The following is a 16924-nucleotide window of genomic DNA, read 5'->3' as shown; positions in this document are numbered from 1 at the left end:
ATTTACTTAAGAGTAAATATTACCTCATCAAATCTAAAATATTAAGACCACTTTTCTAAAAGCCCTATATTAAATTTTAAATTAAGATTAACTAAGAGTTACCCTCATAGCAAGAATAATCTTTTTAGCAGCACTTCTTTTTATAATTGCTTTTCATGTCTGCTGTAATATATTATTAACCAAAAAATATCTTAGCACATCAATTATCTCGTTTTACCCATAACTTTGGATAAAAGGCTATTATCCTAAGTACAAATTGATAATCTCGCATACATCTAGAAGAAGCTTTACGACAAATTCATAAAGTCATATTCTATTTTTGTCTTATATAATCTAATGAAATACAGCTGTTTGTCATCGACGGAGCGAAACATGAGCCCTTCGACTGCGCTCCTTTAGTATAAACTTTCGAAACATCTCATCATGATGAGATACCTCATCGATCCTCGTCCTTTAAAACCTTTTAAGTATTTGATTATAAACGAAATATAATTAATTCTAATTTTTAGCTGATTATTTTGAAGTAAACTAGATTTTAAAAAGCCTCCTTATAAAATAAGAAGGCTTTAAAACTATAAATCTATTAATGAACACTTTATTCTTTTATAATTCGTTTCACAGCTTGATTACCTTCAGAAATTATTTGTAAAAAATAAACCCCTTTAGAAATATTAGATAAATCCATTTGATAGATAACTCCTACTTCATTCGTTGTCTTTTTAATCACACGACCGCTTATATCTACAATTTTTATTTGATCCATTATGCTTTGTTCAGATCGAATGATAATTATTTCATTAGCAGGATTAGGATATACACGAATACCTCTAGCAAATATAGAGTCTTCTAAACTTAATGAAGCCACTACATTGACTGTTCTAACCACATCTACAGCATCATTACAAGATGAGTCGCTAGCGTTATAGGTTACGCTATAACTTCCCACTTGATTTGTATTTACAGCGGCATCATTAATCACCACTATAGAACCATCATCGGTTGTTGCTCCTAATTCTACATAAGAATCTCCTTGTATGATTTCTTGAGGATTACCTCCTGTCAAGGTAATCACTGGTGCTGTAGTATCTGTGGTAGTAATCGTAACTGTTGCATTTTTCATAGACACATTACCATTAACGTCTGTTGCAGTAAGTGTTACAATATTTGCTCCTAAATGCGTGCAATCAAAATCTGTTTGAGAAGCTACTAGTGTATCTACACCACATACATCTAATATTCCTGACATAGGTACAAAAGTAACCACATCGTTGGTAGTTGACCATTGTGCAGCATTACGACCTGGAACAATAATTGCGGCAGTACCATCTATATTTTCTATTCCTTGTATTTTATCATTTCCCGAATCAAAAGTACTTGTACCGTGAATTTCTATACGATTTGTACTTTCAAATAGTTTAATCTGGGTTGTGGTTCCATCAGGAGTTGTGTCATAGTAGTGTACCTCATCAAAATCAATAATCGCAATTCGATTAGGAGCTGTTCCTATAGTAGTATATCTTATAATACCACCATCCTCAGGATTCATATCTGTCATATCAAAGGCAATTAAGTTGTTAGGGGGAGAGGTATTAGGAAGTGCGTCCCAACCACAACACCCATCATCTCCTTCATCTGAAAAAGTAATAAATCCGTTAGAAGAAATGTAAAACTCCGTATAAAAGTTACCATAGAATCCAAAACTAAACCCAATAGGTAAAGCTGCGGATACCTCATCATCTTCCAATGTTACTTCGGTTCCAGTGCTACTAATGTCAACTCTATCTATAGTTACTGTTGTATCTAAAGTATAACCACTAGCTAACGGGTCTGGACCTAAGAGATCATTAGCTATTAATGAGGCTGTACCAGCCGCATCCAAAACCAAGGTCTGATCCTGAGTGATAAAAGTAGGTCCTTCTTCATCTACCACAGTCACATCATAATTACAAGACACTGTAGCACCTGTATTGTCTAAGGTATCATAGGTAAATGTTGTTGTAGATCCTACTGGTAAAAAGGTTCCGCTTGCTGGACCAGCAGTAATATTACTTGCACAAGGATAGTTATAAGTCACACCACAGGCATCTGTTTCCGCTTGTAAAGTTAAATTTCCCGGACATAATGGTACGGTTACCGTAACTGTGGTAGTACATGTCGCTTCATTACCACCACTATCTACAGCAGTTAATGTCACTAGATTATCTCCAATATCTGCACATGTAAATACAGATTTATCTAAAGTAACACCTCCTGATGAACAGTTATCTGTAAAACTCTCTAATAGACTATTTGGATCTAACGTCACACTGCCTGTTTCATCTAATTCTACAGAAAAAGGTGCTACACATTGTATTACTGGTGGTACTGGGTCTACAAGATTAAAAAATACGCCAGCATTTGTTACATTTCCATTTACATCTGTTACAGAAATGTTTACCGTATTAAATCCAGTATCACTACAGTTAAATTCGGTTTTACTAATAGTCGTACTCACAATACCACAATCATCTGAAACCGTTGTGTTTAATGTTGCTAAGTCTAATGTTACCTCTCCATTACTGTCTAACTCTATATTGAGAAAAGGTGCTGGTGGAGGTGTATTAATTATTGGTGGAGATTCTACGATGGTTACAGTAACATCTATTGCTACACTATTATTTTGCTCATCTGTAGCTGTGAATTGTATAATATTATCTCCTACATCTGCACAGGTAAAATCTGTTTGACTTAGACTTAAGTTTATATTCGCTTCAGCACTACAATTGTCTGTAAGTGTAAACCCAAAGTCTGTTGGACTTACGCTTACATTTCCTGTGTTATCTAAAGTGGCACTTAGTGTTGGTGTTGCTGATGGAGAGAGGTCACCACGAACCCAAACACGATGAATCGTACTTTGAGTATTCACTGCATTATCGTCAACTTCCCAACGATTTCCTGTTACACCTCCTCCACGAATTCCCCAGTGAAATTGTCCGCTACGCCAAAATGGAAACTCTGTTAAGGCATTATCGCCTTGACTTGAAAATACATTTATAGCCTGAGCGGGGATATTTGCGGTATGACCTGGCAACGCCGTAAAATTAATAGCATTATTAATGCCTGCGAAGTTACCTAGACCTGTTTTAAGGTAAGTTAATATATTAGTGTAAGACGTTTTAAAGTTAATAATACGGTTGTGCCCTGTAGTTTCTCCATAAAAACGCACTTCTTCAAAATCGATTGACGCTGCAAGCGCATTACCCATATGCCCCCAATTGACAGTACCAGCTTCATTGTCTCCAACAGTTGAAGAGCCTAATAATGGGAGATCTGTGTTTCTTACTGTAAGCGCTGTGTTATCTCCAGCTAAATGTACATAGTTGAGTATCATGAGCCAACCACCACCATCAGTGTCATTGTCTAGTACTCCTTGAAAAGTGCTGCCATTAAAATTAAAATAGTAGGTACCACTAGACACACCTCCTACTGTAGATTGCAATAAGTTTTTAAATGGATTTACCATGGTTCCGTCTCCAGCGTTTCCAAATACTGGTGCTGTAGTATCTTCTCCTGGATCACATTGGGCATTGGTTTTAATTTGAAAAAATAAAAATAAGATTATAAATAGAGTAAAATGTTCAAAACTAGCTATTTTAGTTTTAGGGTAAAATTGTTTCATAATTTGGGGTTTTAAGAGATTAGGTTAATTTGAATAAGGCTGTCTTTTTAAATAGGACAGGTTTTATTATTTCAGTAATTCATCGTAAAAAAACATCGTTTCATCGATTTTTTACACTTTTTTAGGTATACAAAAAAGTATACAAAAAGTATTTTCAACTGATTACCAGTGGTTTATATATTTATTAGCTTTATGATAAAGCATTGAAGTAACTAATGTGAATTGTTGACGTAGGTGAAATTTCATGGATTGGGCCTTATTATCTTAAATTTAAATATTCAAGTATTGGGGTTCCTTTTGGGGCTTTTGTTTTTTTTCTTAATCTATATCGGCTTACAATAACACTGCGATCAGAAACACCTAATTTACCTGCAATCTCATGAGTGCTTAGATTTAAGTATTCTAGGGCTAACAGGCGTTCTTCAGATTTTGTTAATTGAATGTTTTTAAGTTTTAAGTTTATAAAAAACAGAGGATACAATTTTGTAAACTCCTTTTTGAAATTTTTCCAATCTTCTTGGGTTAAAATTCTTGCATTAATAAGAGATTCTATTCGCTGCAAGTCTGGAATGTTAGAGTTACCTTCATTAAATTCATATAATGGATTTGTAATTTGTACTTTTTCTTCTGTTTCCATTAATGAATTTGATATAAAATCTATGGCAGTCCTTATATGTTTTTTTAGCATTATGATTGTTAGAGATTAAATAAGAGATGAATTAAAACCAATAATGCATGCGTTAGAGATAAGAATATCACAATTGGCGTTAGTGTCTTACAAAATTTGTGAGACATAATTCTTTTTATGTTAGTAGGTTTCACAATTAATTTGGTTTATATGATATAAGACAGGTAACCTATAAAGCACCCTATTTTTAATCGAGTATAAATTTAAATCCAGTAGAAATAATGCCTGCCTTTAATCCATCGCTTCTGTTGTAGCTACTATATTTCAAATCAAATGACTTAAGACCAAGATTAAAAATTTTAAACTTTGTGAATATGTCAGTATATCTCAATCCTAAGCCATATTGATTACTATTAAACTTGGATAAATCATAATCTGAGGTATAAAACTCTGAAGCAGATATATGAGTTTCATACGGTGCAAAATAATCGGCTGCTGTTTGATTATAAAAACGATACGTTGGGTATAATGTAAACTTACCTTGAGATAGCTTTATAGGTAATTCCAGACTTAACGTATGCGAATTAACACCCCAATCATCAAAATAATAACGATAATAGGTTCTAAGGGAAACCACTTCGTTTATGTAATAATTAAATCGTGCGCCAATCGGTATCTTAAAACGAGAATCTGGCAATCGTTCTATATCATCAGCCAAATGAAAAACATCCTTATTATTTCGAGACGTATAGCTAGGAATACTTGAAGCATTACCTACATAATAATTAGCTCTATCTGCAAAGTAAACACGCTGCATAGGGTTCGCCAACCAGCCTTTTTGTTGCACGACATCTAAAAATATGGAAAATTGAGCATGCTTACTGAGTATCTGTGAGAATCCTAACGATAAAGTATATGAATTACGAGCTTTATCAGTGATTAACGCTGTATTAAATGGAGACCATACATTGACCCCATTCTTGTTAATGACACTTCCATTTTGATCTAAAATGTCTACACCATTAAAGAAGCCGTTATTTAAACTTTCACCTGCTTCTATATAAGAGTCTATTTCGGTTGGATATCTGGGTTGCCATGCATCTAGATATACTTGTCCTTTGATACTCAGTTCTGTGTTTTTTTCATTGAACAATTTTGTATAACCTCCACCAAAACCTGTAGAGATATAATCGTATTCTGTAGCGAATGCGGCATTAACACTCCAGATAGAATTTCTATCATCAGAACTATGGCTATAACTCACATTAACACCACCCCATATATCTTGTGCAGAAGCTCCTGAGGACGCTACCCATGGACTACCCATTGGGTTAACTGTATTATTATTACCTCCATTACCTTCATCATCGTCATCATCATAACCTCCAGCAGAAGCTCCTGAAGCATCAAAGGGGTCTAAGTTACTAGAGGAAGCTGAGGTATAGGCAGATATCCCCGCATCTACTGTTAACACATCATCGGCATTCATAGGAATCGCTACAACAATAGTTGGTGTAATGTCAGTAAGATGTTCATCTCCAATACCTCCGGTAACCGAAGCATGGTTTCCATCCTGAGTATAATAACTTACAAGAAAGTCTAATTCTGTCGATTCCAGGACACGCTTTTTATAAGTGTCCATGGAATCTTTAGACTTTACTTGTGAAAACCCAAAAACGGAAAACAAAAATGTAACTATAATAAATCCCTTTCTCATATTAGTTACATCCACAGCCTCCCCCTGTTTTACCTCCATTAGCACCAGATGCGGCTTCTCTGTATACTTGAAAGTTAGTTTCGAAACGATGTATTGTTAATGACGACAACTTCATGTCTGGATCATTGATATTAACTTTTTCATACTCCTTGACTGCTATGCAAGAAGACAAACTCATTAAAGCCAATACGATAAAAAGACCTCTGCTCATATATAATTGATTTTCTTTTTTAATTAATTCTTAATATTATTTGAATAATATATTTTCCCTTTATCATCTACTATAATGCATTCTATAGATTGCATTTGATTGATGCGGTTTAGCCCAACATCTTTCCCCATTACAAAAATTGAAGTTGCTAATGCATCTGCCAGTTCTGCACTGGGAGCTAATACACTTACACTAACAATTCCGCTACTTGGATAACCAGTACGGGGGTCTATAATATGTGTGTATGTTTTACCATTAAAAGTCACTTGCTTCTCGTAATTACCCGAAGTAACAACTGCTTTTTCGTGAATTGGTAATAATGCGAATACGTTATTTTTATTCAAGGGGTTTTTTATAGCAACCTTCCAATCGTCTCCATTTGTTTGTCTTCCCCATGAATTTAAATCTCCGGAAGCATTGATAATTCCAGCCTTAACACCTTTTTGTTTTAATAATGCCTTTGCCTTATCGGCAGCATACCCTTTACCGATGGCACCAAAACCGATTTTCATTCCTTTTAGCTTTAGAAATACGGTTTGCGCTTCATTATTTAAAATGATATGCCTGTACCCTACTTTGGCTACAGATTGCGTAATAGCCTCTTTTGTAGGCATGATTTTCATACTACCATCAAACGTCCATATTCTGTCCATAGAAGCATAGCTAATATCAAAAGCCCCATCTGTGAGTTTAGAAATCTTTATAGCACGTTGAATAAGTTCGAATAATTCCTTATCCACCTTAACAGGTTTAATTCCAGCATTGCTATTAATCAAAGAGGTTTGAGAATTTGTGTCCCAGGACGAGATTAGACGTTCTATCCTTGAAATTTCCTGTATCGCAATATCTATATACGTATTAGCCTCTTTTTTGGTATCTGCTACAACTGTAATGTCAAACCCACTGCCCATTAAAAGAACGGCTCGTTTACAGGTTACCTGGGCAGTGGTCAAATTAAAACTTAAAAATATGATTATGTAAAATCGTTTTAGCATGTGCTTTTAGTTAAAATGAATTAAGGACGTTAATGTAGTCTTCTGGTTTCATTTTATTGTATCCTACCTGACCTAATACATCGCCGTTTTTATTGAGAACAACAACTAGCGGGAAATATCCATTTTTGTTGTAGCGCTCTGCTAATTGATTGTTTTGTTTTTGAATGTCTTTATGTAATGCATTTTTTTTACGCCTTGGAAAATCAGCTTTCAGTAATACATAATGTTCTTTAGCATAATTTTTAAATACCTGGGAACTCCAAACCTCTTTTTCCAATTTTATACAAGGTGCACACCAATCGGAACCAGAAAAAACCAGAATGACGTTTTGTTCTTTTTTTTCCGCCATTTTCTTTGCATCCTCAAAATTTGTATTCCAATTTTGGCTAAAGCTAAGGGATGCTATAAATAACATCAGTATGTTTATATATTTCATGATTAAGGGGTCATTTGTGACGTAATTTTCTACGCCATTTCAATTGTAAGACAGGTAAAACTGAAGTCACCCTATTTTTTTAGGATTCTTTTTTGGAGTTTGACTATTTTTACCTCGATTTTATATAAAATGTTAGAAAAGGAACCATCTGTTTGTGAGGAGCATAATTACAATAAGCTATTTCGTAAGTTTTACGAACCTGCTACAAAATATATTTATTATAAATGTGGTAATTTTCAACAAGCAGAAGACATTGTACAAAATGTATTTATAAAATTGTGGAAACTTTGTAACACGATTACTTACTCTAAAGCCAAATCATATATTTATACTGCTTGTAATAACCTGTTTTTAAATGATGTTGCACACCAAAAAGTAAAACTTAAACATCAAAAAACGCTCACAGACACTATAGATTATGAAAGTCCGGATTTCATAATTGAAATTGATGAATTTAGGAAAAAGCTTAAAGCCGCAATTAATACATTATCTGTAAAGGAACGTGAAGTATTCTTATTAAGTAGAGTTGAAAAAAAGACTTATAAAGAAATTGCAGAAATTACTGGGTTAACGGTGAAAGCTATAGAACGTAGAATGAGTATTGCGTTAAGGGAGTTAAGAGACATCCTAGGTAAAGACATTAAAGTATAAATAGGGTAATTTGTTTTTTTACTGTCTAATAAATAAGACAAAAGCTTATGGCAAAAAATTACATTGACGACGATACTTTTTTAGGAAGATGGATTGCAGGAGCGCTTTCTAAAGATGAGCTTAAAGCATTTGAGCAATCTGAAACTTTTAAGCAATTTGAAATTATTAACAGAGAGTCCCAACTTCTAGCTGGTCCTAATATTGATACAGAAACCGCGTTACAGATAGTAAAGCAAAAACTGCAAACCGGTGCAAAAACATCAAAAGTTAAGCAATTGTGGTACGCTATAGCAGTTGCAGCTGTTTTAATACTAAGTTTAGGAACGTTCTTAACTTCAAACAAAACGTATACCACAGCTATTGGAGAAAAACAGACTATAAGATTGGCCGATGGCTCTGTAATTAACCTGAATGCTAACTCTAGCTTATCTCATAAACGCTTTTTTTGGTTACATAATAAAGTCGTTAAATTAACTGGCGAAGCCTATTTTAAAATTGTAAAGGAAGGCCCCTTTGTTGTAAACACTTCAAAAGGCGCTATTAATGTTTTAGGTACAGAATTTAATATTAAAGACAGAACCCAGTTTGAAATAAAATGTTACGAGGGTAAAATACGCTTTACAAAGCTAGATAATACAGATACCACTAAGGATTTTACACTAACTAAAGGCTCGCAAATTCTTTTAGATCATAGTATGATAAAAGAACAAACTTTTAAAGAAGATACGCCTGACTGGAAAACTGGTATTTCTAAATTTACAGATCAACCACTTTCTATCGTTCTGGAAGAATTAACGTGTCTTTACCCCATCACTTTCGATATAAATACCATAGACACTACACGTTTATTTTCGGGTAGTTTTACACATAATAATCTTGAAAATGCATTGCAAACAACTTTAATTCCTATGGGCATAACCTATCAAAAACCAGAAGGCAGTCCTATTATTATTTTATCTAAATAAAGAATGAAGTACATTTTTACCTGTATAGCATTTTTCTTTATTTTTATTATAAAGGCACAAGAAAAGCAAAATTACAACTATAACAATACACCACTTTCCACTATTATTAGAGATTTAGAGGATAGACATAAACTTATTTTTTCCTTTGCAAATGATCTTATTAAAGAGAAAACAGTTACTATTACAAATAAAGAGGCATTAAGCTTAGATGCCTTATTATTCATCTTAGAAACCGAAACAAATTTAAGTTTTAAGAAGGTCTCCAACTCACAGATAATTATTACGCAATCAAAAGCATTTATACGTAATCGTATTTTAGATGAAGTCATCATTTCCGGTTATGTAACTACCGGTATAGATAGAAATAAAGATGGCTCTATTGATGTTACAACAAAACGTTTGGGTATTTTACCCGGTTTGGTAAGTCGCGACATAGCCCAAAGCATCCAGTTAATTCCTGGTATTTCTACTTTAGACGAGTCTGCAACCGGTATCCAGATTCGAGGCGGTTCTCCAGATCAAAATTTAATTTTATATGATGGTATTAAATTATATAATACAGGATACTTCTATGGTATGTTCTCTATGTTCAATCCTTTTGCTATTCAAAAAGCTACTATTTTTAGATCTGGTACAAGCGCTGCTTATGGTGATCGTATTTCCGGAATTATTGATATTACCAGTGGAGACCAGATTCCCAAAAAAAATGAAGGTGGATTTGAAATTGATGGTGTATCAGTAAATGGATATGTTAAAACCCCTATATCTGAAAAATCAGCTTTGTATGTTTTTGCCAGACGGTCTTATTCTAATATTTGGGAAACACCAACTTATACAAGCTATGCCGATAAAATCTTCACCAACTTTGGAATTGCTAAAGATATTAATGGAAATATTCTGGAATTAGAAACCGATGATGATTATAGCCCTGAAACAAGTCATAATAGGTTTTCTTTTGCTGACATTAATGCTAAAGCAATTATAAAACCTAATTCAAAAAATAGTATTTCTATTAGTGGTTTATATACCAGAAATCGTTTAGATTTTGATTTTGATGGCGATGGAGAATTTGTTGTAGATTCACTTATAACTAAAAATAAAGGCTTAAGCGTTAATTGGAAACATCAAGCAAATGAGAAACAGCATCAAGAAATTACTGCCTATTTTTCTCAATACAAGTCCTTTTATCAAAATAATGAACTAAAAGATGAAACCGGTAATGGTATTTTAGACTTATCTGAAATTAATATTCGTAAAAATGATATTTCAGATATAGGTATAAATTTATCTTCAATAACTCAAATTAAGGAAACACATAAATTGACGTTAGGGTTTCAACTTTCATATACCGATGTAAATGTGATAATAAGTAAGGAAGAGCCTTTTGACAATGACATGGAAAGTTCAATACAGGAAGACTACAACCTTAAAAACGCAGTATTTGGAGAATTCACCTTTAACTTAAAAAACAAAGGCTTTATAAATACAGGACTTAGATTAACGCATTACAGTTCTTTAGACAAGTTTCTATTGGAACCTCGTATAAACTTCGAATACCCCTTAGGGGATCAATTAAGGTTTAAAACAGCTATTGAAAGACGAAATCAGCCCATTTCCCAATTGATAGAATTCAATCATACAGAACTCCGCTTAGAAAATGAATTATGGCGTTTGTCTGATGACGAACAATTCCCTTTATTAACCAGTAATCAAATTTCTGGTGGAGTATTATATCATCATAAACATTTAAATATTGATGTTGACACTTATTATAAAGAGCTTAGTGGTCTAACTACATTTACTAACGGCTTTAGTAATCCTTTAGAAAATTTAGAAGAAGGGAAAAGTATCATAAAAGGATTAGATCTTTTGTTAAAATACCGGTGGAACAATTATAAAATATGGGCTGGGTATACATATAATAACATTACATTTCAATTTCCTAATTTAGAAGACACGCCTTTTAAGTTCCCGGGTAATAATGATATTACACATGCTTTCAGAATATCCAATACTTTAAAACTTGATACATGGCAATTCTCATTAGGGTGGCAATATAGAACAGGAAAGCCTTTTACCCCCGTAAATAGTTATGAAATTAAAATAGATGCTGATGGTGAAAATGCCGGTGTAGTTAATTTTGGATCTGTTAATAATGATAGGTTACCTGATTTTCACAGATTAGATGCTTCTGTATTATATGACTTTAATATTGAATCTGGAAATAAAAAGCTAAAAGCACAATTAGGCTTATCTGCCTTAAATATTTATAATAGAATTAAGCCTGTAAATTTAACTTACAGAGCAGAAGTTAAACCTTTAGACGATGGCGGAATTCCCAAACCAGGAACTTCTGGGGCTACACGCGAAGAGCGTGAGTTAATATTGGAACAAGTTGTTCAAAGATTCTCTCTGGGGTTTACTCCAAATATCTCATTTAAGGTATTTTTTTAATCTTATTAAATTTTAGGTTTAAAATGGAAACTTAAATATGGACTTACAACAAAAAGTTAGACAAATTTTCTAAGACCTCATTGAAGTAAAAATTAATAATTCAAAAAAAACTGTAAGAATCCTTGAATTTATAACACAAAAAAGAGAATCTAGAAATAGATTCTCTTTGCTAGTAGAGCGTACAGCAAAAATGTCGAACCAAATTCTATTTGATTTGGAAAAATTTAACTTTATGAAAACATAAATGATTATTCGTTAGCTATAGTATTAGATGTGATGAAATCAACCAGTTTATCTATCATATTCTTGCTACCACAAAATATTGGAGCCCTTTGATGCAATTCTTTTGGCTCTAGATCTAATATTCTTTTAAATCCGTCTGTTGCTTTTCCTCCTGCTTGTTCTGCTAAAAAAGCAATAGGGTTACATTCATATAACAGCCTTAATTTTCCTTCAGGATACTTGGAACTTGTTGGATATAAATAAATACCTCCATTAATCATATTTCTATGAAAATCTGAAACCAAAGAACCTATATATCTGGATGTGTAAGGTCTATCGTCTTTTTCTTCTTGACAATATTTTATATACTTTTTTACACCATCAGGAAAATGAGAATAATACCCTTCGTTGACTGAATAAATTGAACCTTTGTATGGGATTTTTATATCTGGATGCGATAGGTAAAAAGTACCGATGGCAGGATTGAGCGTAAATCCATTCACACCCTGCCCAACACTATAAACTAGCATTGTAGAAGTGCCGTATATAATGTATCCTGCTGCAACTTGCATATCTCCCTTTTGGAGAAAATCCTCTTTTTGAACGGGAGTGCCTACTGGTGTTATTCTTCTGAAAACAGAAAAAATTGTTCCAACTGATACATTTACATCTATGTTTGATGATCCATCTAAGGGATCCATTAATACAACGTATTTGTTAGTATTGGTTTTCTTTTTTCCTTCCACAGCAATGAATTCAACCTCTTCTTCGCTTACAATACCGCACACAATTTCTCTATTTATGAGTGCCTTTTTAAAAGCATCATTTGCAAAAACATCTAATCTTTGTTGATCTTCACCTTGAATATTTGTATCCCCTACAGCTCCAATAATATCGACAAGTCCAGCTTTGTTTACTTTATGACTAACTGTTTTCGCTGCTAACCGAATGGAATTTATCAACTTTGATAATTCTCCAGACGAATATTCAAAATGCGATTGGTTCTCAATAATGTATTCTCCCAGTGTTAAACGATTTTCACTCATTGCATTCCGTTTATGAAGTTTTACGGTTTAGTTTTTTTGAGTATATCTAGAGAAAATAAGAAATAAAACACCACAAAGCAACCAAGCGGGAAGTGTTACAAAAGACAGAAAGACATCAAATTGTACAGAGATAAAGTAGAACAAGCCAAAACTTATTGCCCAAGCCCAAAAAACGGATTTGTTGAATGACAAATTAGTTTTCTCCGCATAATTTTTTACTATCCCAGCCTTTTTATGGAAAAAGTGTTCAAATACAATAACTGCACCAAATGGTGCTAAAATAAAACCGTATAAGGCAACAAAGCCTAAAAGTTTCATGGCAAATGCAGGAAACAATCCTGCTATGGTAGCTACAGTACCTGCTATAATAGTAACTTTTGCTGTTGACAATTTGGGTAAAATAGCTTGAAATGCTAAACCTGCTCTATAAATAGTTGGGTTAGCGGTTGTCCAACCTGCCAATACTACTGCAATAATTCCAAATACACCAATAGCATTATTAGCTAAAGGCCCTGGAGCAACTGGAGGCGCATCCCCATTATTTAAAAAAGCCAGTGCTTCAGGAGATTTTAAATAAACAGCATATAACAATGCAGCTGCTATCCACGCCATATAGTGCCCTACATACATACCCGCAGCACTTGCCCAACCTGCTCTTGCTCTTTTTGCAAATCTAAAAACTGATAAATCGGACATACCAACATGCATAGCACCGTTAGCAAACCAAGACCAAATTACAACATGCCAAAATGTAAATTTGGTTTGCCCTGGAAAAGGTTCAGAGCCTTCACCCCATATATTCCAAAAATCCGAAAAACTGTTTACGCCTAATTGATTTAATGCTACGATACCAGATGCTATAAAAGCTATAACGATAAACGGGGACATCCAATTTGCTGCTTTTGTTACGGTATCATAACCTTTAGCTGCAATAATTGAAATTACTGCACCTATTAAAATAACGATGATAATCCATGTTAGTCCATTAGGCATAGTATCCGTTAATTTTGGCATGGGCATATCAAAAGGAATCCCAACAGCAGTAGCGGAAACTGTTATCATTGACCCTGCCAAAAAGCAGAATAAAATACCATTAGCTAAATTATAACCTGTTACCAACTTTTTACCACATATTTTTTCTAATTGAAAATAGAGTGTCAATCTATTCTTTACAGCTATTTCAGCAGTTAAAAAACGCCAACTCAAAATAGCTAAAAGGTTGCCGATTAGCAAACCAACAATCAAATCAAAAGCACTAACCCCTGCAGTTAAAAATAATGGGCCAATCATAAATTCAGTACCAGCAGCATGCTCACCAGCATACATTCCTATAAAGCTTTTCCAACTTTTGAGTTTTGATTGTGGCACGGGAGTTCTTTCAAACTCACCTCCAGAGGCATTCTCAACCTGATGTTCTATAGTATTTTGGCTCATGTTTACCTAAATTGGTTAGTATTTTTATTTTTAAATAATTTATTTGATTAAGTGGTATGGAAAATCCTTAGTATTTTCACAGCATAGTTGCTCCATAACCTGTTGTAATTCGGTTTTGAGTAAAGATATGGTATGATTTCCTCCTTTTTTACCAAGAGCAGAAACTCCATACATAAAAGAACGTCCCATAAAAGTAAATTTGGCACCACTTGCCATTGCGCGTGCCACATCAGGACCAGAACGAATACCGCTATCCATCATGACTTCAATTTGGTCACCGTATTTTTCAGCTATTGAGATTAATGGTTTTATAGTGGATTCTCCAGCGTCTAACTGACGTCCACCATGATTTGAAACTATAATACCGTCTAAACCCAATCTTATGGCTTCCTCGGTATCATATTCTGATGCCACTCCTTTTAAAACTAGTTTCCCTTTCCACATATCGCGAATAGGCTTTATTTTTTCTTCATTTAATCTACCACTAAAAGTGTCATCCATAAATTTTCCTAGTTGCTTTAAATCCAAATCTTTTGGCATATATGGTTTTAAAACCTCAAAATTAGGTATACCATGTTTTAATGTCTCTATACCCCAATGTGGTCTTCCAAAAACCTGTAAAATATTACTTAAATTCATCTTTGGTGGCATCGCTAATCCATTCCTGATATCTCTTGGTCTAAACCCGAAAGTAGGAACATCGCAAAGAATTACTAAAACAGGACATTCAGCATCAGCCGCTCTTTTAATAATATCGTCGCGCAGCCTATTTTCCGTTGGATGGTATAATTGAAACCAAGCCTTCCCTTCTGTTAACTCACTAGCTCTTTCTATGCTTGTAGTGGTTACCGTACTGAGAACAAACGGGATATTATGTTGAAAAGCGGCTTTTGCCAAAATTTCGGGTGCATTAGGCCACATTAGCCCTTGTAAACCAACTGGAGCAATACCAAATGGGGCATCGTACTCTACTCCAAATAATTTTGTTTTCAACGATGAGCCATGATGTTTTCTTAAATAATTTGGCTTCAACTGTACCTCCCTGAGTTCTGAGGTGTTTCTAATTAAATTGACATCTTCATTACAGCCTCCATCTAGATATTCAAAAGCAAACTTTGGTATTTTCTTTTTAGCCTTTACTCTTAAATCATCAATCGAAGGATATCTTGTATCAAAACTCATAGGTTTATGTTTTTAGGTTAAGAATTTCTCTCTTAAATCTTCTACCTGATTATCATTTATAGGCACCATTTCTCCTAACGAATTCCCCAAAACAATAGATTTTGCACTAAACTCAGCTACTTCTAAATAATCAAAAGTCTGCAATAATTTATCACCAGTAATTATTACAGAATCGTTTTCAATAATTGAAGCTGTTGGACAATTATTAACTATTTCAGAATTATTATTTTTTCTGAAATGGACACCATATTTTACCGTATTTATGTCTTGAAGAAAAATCCAACTCTCAGGAATAGTTCGCACGTTTAAATAAGAACCCGTAACCCCAAACGCCATTAGATAAGGTGACTGAGTCATTATAATTGAGTTTACTTCTGGATTGCGATTGTAAATTTCCTGATGCATCCAAGTGGCTCTACTAGGTGTTTTTCCTACTTCTCTTTTACCGCCTTTAATTTGAACAATATCGTCCAACTCCATATCCCATCTGTTAACATCTGTAGGAGTAATAAGGAAGTCATTATTTCTCCACCGCATAGATACCGTTCCATAGGAACTTATCATTAAACCTTGTTGACAGGAACGCTGCACAATTTTGCATATTTCCAAACGTTTTTCAACTTCATCTGATGGATAATCCACAACTCCCACTTCCGGCAATACACCTGTTGCTTGCGCTTCAAATTCATCAATATCAGCATCAGATAAATACTTTGGGGTACCTATCTGCGAGCCATATAGAATAGTCCTTGCACAAAATTCTAAGGCCTCAAAACGTTCAAAAGCATCTGTTAAATCACTTCCACCGAGCACAGTACCGTGATTTTCCATAATTATGGCTTTATAACCTTTTTTAAATTCCTCAGCAATTACATCACCCAAATCATCACTTCCAGGTAATCTATAATTGGCATAACCAATGGGGCCACATATATGTTTTGCTTGCGAAATGATATTTGTATTTGGTATCTGGCGTACAATACTAAATGAAACTAGAGCTGGTGGATGTGCATGAATTACTGATTTTATATCTGGCCGTTCTTCATAAATTGCCTTATGGAAAGGAAATTCTGATGAAGGTTTATGTTTGCCTATTATAGTACCATCTTTCTTAACGCATACTATATCTGATGCTCGTAAAGAGCCTTTGTCTATTGCAGATGGTGTTACCCAAATATCACCTTGTTCATCAATAATAGAAATATTTCCTCCAGAGGTAGTTGTCATGCCTCTTTGGTAAATTCTATCAATAATCTTCCTGATCTGGTTTCTAGGATGTACTAATTTATTTTTTTTCGACATTTCTATCTGTGATTTAAAGAACC

13 protein-coding genes are annotated in these 16924 nt (G+C 34.0%); 3 read left to right on the top strand and 10 right to left on the bottom strand.

The window, feature by feature from the left end; all coding sequences use genetic code 11:
• Nucleotides 1-595: 595 nt before the first annotated feature.
• From Q4Q39_RS14105 to Q4Q39_RS14080, 6 genes are all read right to left on the bottom strand, one after another.
• Nucleotides 596-3658 carry a T9SS type A sorting domain-containing protein gene (locus Q4Q39_RS14105; RefSeq protein ID WP_303283155.1) on the bottom strand — a complete coding sequence of 1021 codons (3063 nt, stop codon included), beginning with the start codon at nucleotides 3656-3658 and terminating at the stop codon, nucleotides 596-598.
• 259 nt (nucleotides 3659-3917) lie between these two features.
• The gene (locus Q4Q39_RS14100) at nucleotides 3918-4346 is read right to left on the bottom strand and encodes a helix-turn-helix transcriptional regulator (protein WP_303283154.1); all 429 of its coding nucleotides are present in this window, start codon (nucleotides 4344-4346) and stop codon (nucleotides 3918-3920) included.
• A gap of 187 nt (nucleotides 4347-4533) precedes the next feature.
• Entirely contained in the window at nucleotides 4534-6003 is a 1470-nt protein-coding gene (locus Q4Q39_RS14095; RefSeq protein ID WP_303283153.1) for a DUF3570 domain-containing protein, read from the bottom strand.
• A gap of 1 nt (nucleotide 6004) precedes the next feature.
• Complete coding sequence (locus Q4Q39_RS14090; RefSeq protein WP_303283152.1) at nucleotides 6005-6214, bottom strand: DUF4266 domain-containing protein; 210 nt, start codon at nucleotides 6212-6214, stop codon at nucleotides 6005-6007.
• A 23-nt stretch (nucleotides 6215-6237) separates the two neighbouring features.
• A complete protein-coding gene (locus Q4Q39_RS14085) occupies nucleotides 6238-7209 on the bottom strand; it encodes an FAD:protein FMN transferase (RefSeq protein WP_303283151.1) in 972 nt (323 codons plus the stop codon).
• Nucleotides 7210-7219: 10 nt separating this feature from the next.
• Complete coding sequence (locus Q4Q39_RS14080) at nucleotides 7220-7645, bottom strand: thioredoxin family protein (protein WP_303283150.1); 426 nt, start codon at nucleotides 7643-7645, stop codon at nucleotides 7220-7222.
• A gap of 129 nt (nucleotides 7646-7774) precedes the next feature.
• On the opposite strand from Q4Q39_RS14080, the gene Q4Q39_RS14075 reads away from it, so the two are divergent.
• The 3 genes from Q4Q39_RS14075 to Q4Q39_RS14065 are packed head-to-tail and all read left to right on the top strand — an operon-like array spanning nucleotide 7775 to nucleotide 11715.
• Nucleotides 7775-8296 carry an RNA polymerase sigma factor gene (locus Q4Q39_RS14075; protein WP_303283149.1) on the top strand — a complete coding sequence of 174 codons (522 nt, stop codon included), beginning with the start codon at nucleotides 7775-7777 and terminating at the stop codon, nucleotides 8294-8296.
• A 47-nt stretch (nucleotides 8297-8343) separates the two neighbouring features.
• Complete coding sequence (locus Q4Q39_RS14070) at nucleotides 8344-9261, top strand: FecR family protein (protein WP_303283148.1); 918 nt, start codon at nucleotides 8344-8346, stop codon at nucleotides 9259-9261.
• A gap of 3 nt (nucleotides 9262-9264) precedes the next feature.
• The gene (locus Q4Q39_RS14065; RefSeq protein WP_303283147.1) at nucleotides 9265-11715 is read left to right on the top strand and encodes a TonB-dependent receptor plug domain-containing protein; all 2451 of its coding nucleotides are present in this window, start codon (nucleotides 9265-9267) and stop codon (nucleotides 11713-11715) included.
• 248 nt (nucleotides 11716-11963) lie between these two features.
• On the opposite strand, the gene fbp is transcribed toward Q4Q39_RS14065, so the two are convergent.
• Genes fbp through Q4Q39_RS14045 form a run of 4 tightly spaced genes read right to left on the bottom strand, consistent with a single transcriptional unit; the run spans nucleotide 11964 to nucleotide 16901 of the window.
• Nucleotides 11964-12983, bottom strand: coding sequence for a class 1 fructose-bisphosphatase (gene fbp / locus Q4Q39_RS14060; protein WP_303283146.1), 1020 nt, complete (start codon nucleotides 12981-12983; stop codon nucleotides 11964-11966).
• A gap of 27 nt (nucleotides 12984-13010) precedes the next feature.
• The gene (locus Q4Q39_RS14055; protein ID WP_303283145.1) at nucleotides 13011-14417 is read right to left on the bottom strand and encodes a purine-cytosine permease family protein; all 1407 of its coding nucleotides are present in this window, start codon (nucleotides 14415-14417) and stop codon (nucleotides 13011-13013) included.
• A gap of 39 nt (nucleotides 14418-14456) precedes the next feature.
• Nucleotides 14457-15599, bottom strand: a complete 1143-nt coding sequence (locus tag Q4Q39_RS14050; RefSeq protein WP_303283144.1) for an alpha-hydroxy acid oxidase — start codon at nucleotides 15597-15599, stop codon at nucleotides 14457-14459.
• A 12-nt stretch (nucleotides 15600-15611) separates the two neighbouring features.
• Nucleotides 15612-16901, bottom strand: coding sequence for a class II aldolase/adducin family protein (locus Q4Q39_RS14045; protein ID WP_303283143.1), 1290 nt, complete (start codon nucleotides 16899-16901; stop codon nucleotides 15612-15614).
• Nucleotides 16902-16924 lie beyond the last annotated feature (23 nt).

This window comes from Flavivirga amylovorans (genome assembly GCF_030540875.1).
In the GTDB taxonomy this organism is placed as follows: domain Bacteria; phylum Bacteroidota; class Bacteroidia; order Flavobacteriales; family Flavobacteriaceae; genus Flavivirga; species Flavivirga amylovorans.
Note: the sequence above shows the minus strand (reverse complement) of the source record. Positions and strands in the feature narration are given on the sequence as shown.

What these genes read in the sequence shown, in the direction of transcription:
- Q4Q39_RS14100 (WP_303283154.1), bottom strand. Translation starts at nt 4,346, where the DNA reads ATGCTAAAAAAACATATAAGGACTGCCATAGATTTTATATCAAATTCA.
- Q4Q39_RS14095 (WP_303283153.1), bottom strand. Translation starts at nt 6,003, where the DNA reads ATGAGAAAGGGATTTATTATAGTTACATTTTTGTTTTCCGTTTTTGGG.
- Q4Q39_RS14045 (WP_303283143.1), bottom strand. Translation starts at nt 16,901, where the DNA reads ATGTCGAAAAAAAATAAATTAGTACATCCTAGAAACCAGATCAGGAAG.
- Q4Q39_RS14090 (WP_303283152.1), bottom strand. Translation starts at nt 6,214, where the DNA reads ATGAGCAGAGGTCTTTTTATCGTATTGGCTTTAATGAGTTTGTCTTCT.
- Q4Q39_RS14055 (WP_303283145.1), bottom strand. Translation starts at nt 14,417, where the DNA reads ATGAGCCAAAATACTATAGAACATCAGGTTGAGAATGCCTCTGGAGGT.
- Q4Q39_RS14080 (WP_303283150.1), bottom strand. Translation starts at nt 7,645, where the DNA reads ATGAAATATATAAACATACTGATGTTATTTATAGCATCCCTTAGCTTT.
- Q4Q39_RS14065 (WP_303283147.1), top strand. Translation starts at nt 9,265, where the DNA reads ATGAAGTACATTTTTACCTGTATAGCATTTTTCTTTATTTTTATTATA.
- Q4Q39_RS14105 (WP_303283155.1), bottom strand. Translation starts at nt 3,658, where the DNA reads ATGAAACAATTTTACCCTAAAACTAAAATAGCTAGTTTTGAACATTTT.
- fbp (WP_303283146.1), bottom strand. Translation starts at nt 12,983, where the DNA reads ATGAGTGAAAATCGTTTAACACTGGGAGAATACATTATTGAGAACCAA.
- Q4Q39_RS14050 (WP_303283144.1), bottom strand. Translation starts at nt 15,599, where the DNA reads ATGAGTTTTGATACAAGATATCCTTCGATTGATGATTTAAGAGTAAAG.
- Q4Q39_RS14070 (WP_303283148.1), top strand. Translation starts at nt 8,344, where the DNA reads ATGGCAAAAAATTACATTGACGACGATACTTTTTTAGGAAGATGGATT.
- Q4Q39_RS14075 (WP_303283149.1), top strand. Translation starts at nt 7,775, where the DNA reads ATGTTAGAAAAGGAACCATCTGTTTGTGAGGAGCATAATTACAATAAG.
- Q4Q39_RS14085 (WP_303283151.1), bottom strand. Translation starts at nt 7,209, where the DNA reads ATGCTAAAACGATTTTACATAATCATATTTTTAAGTTTTAATTTGACC.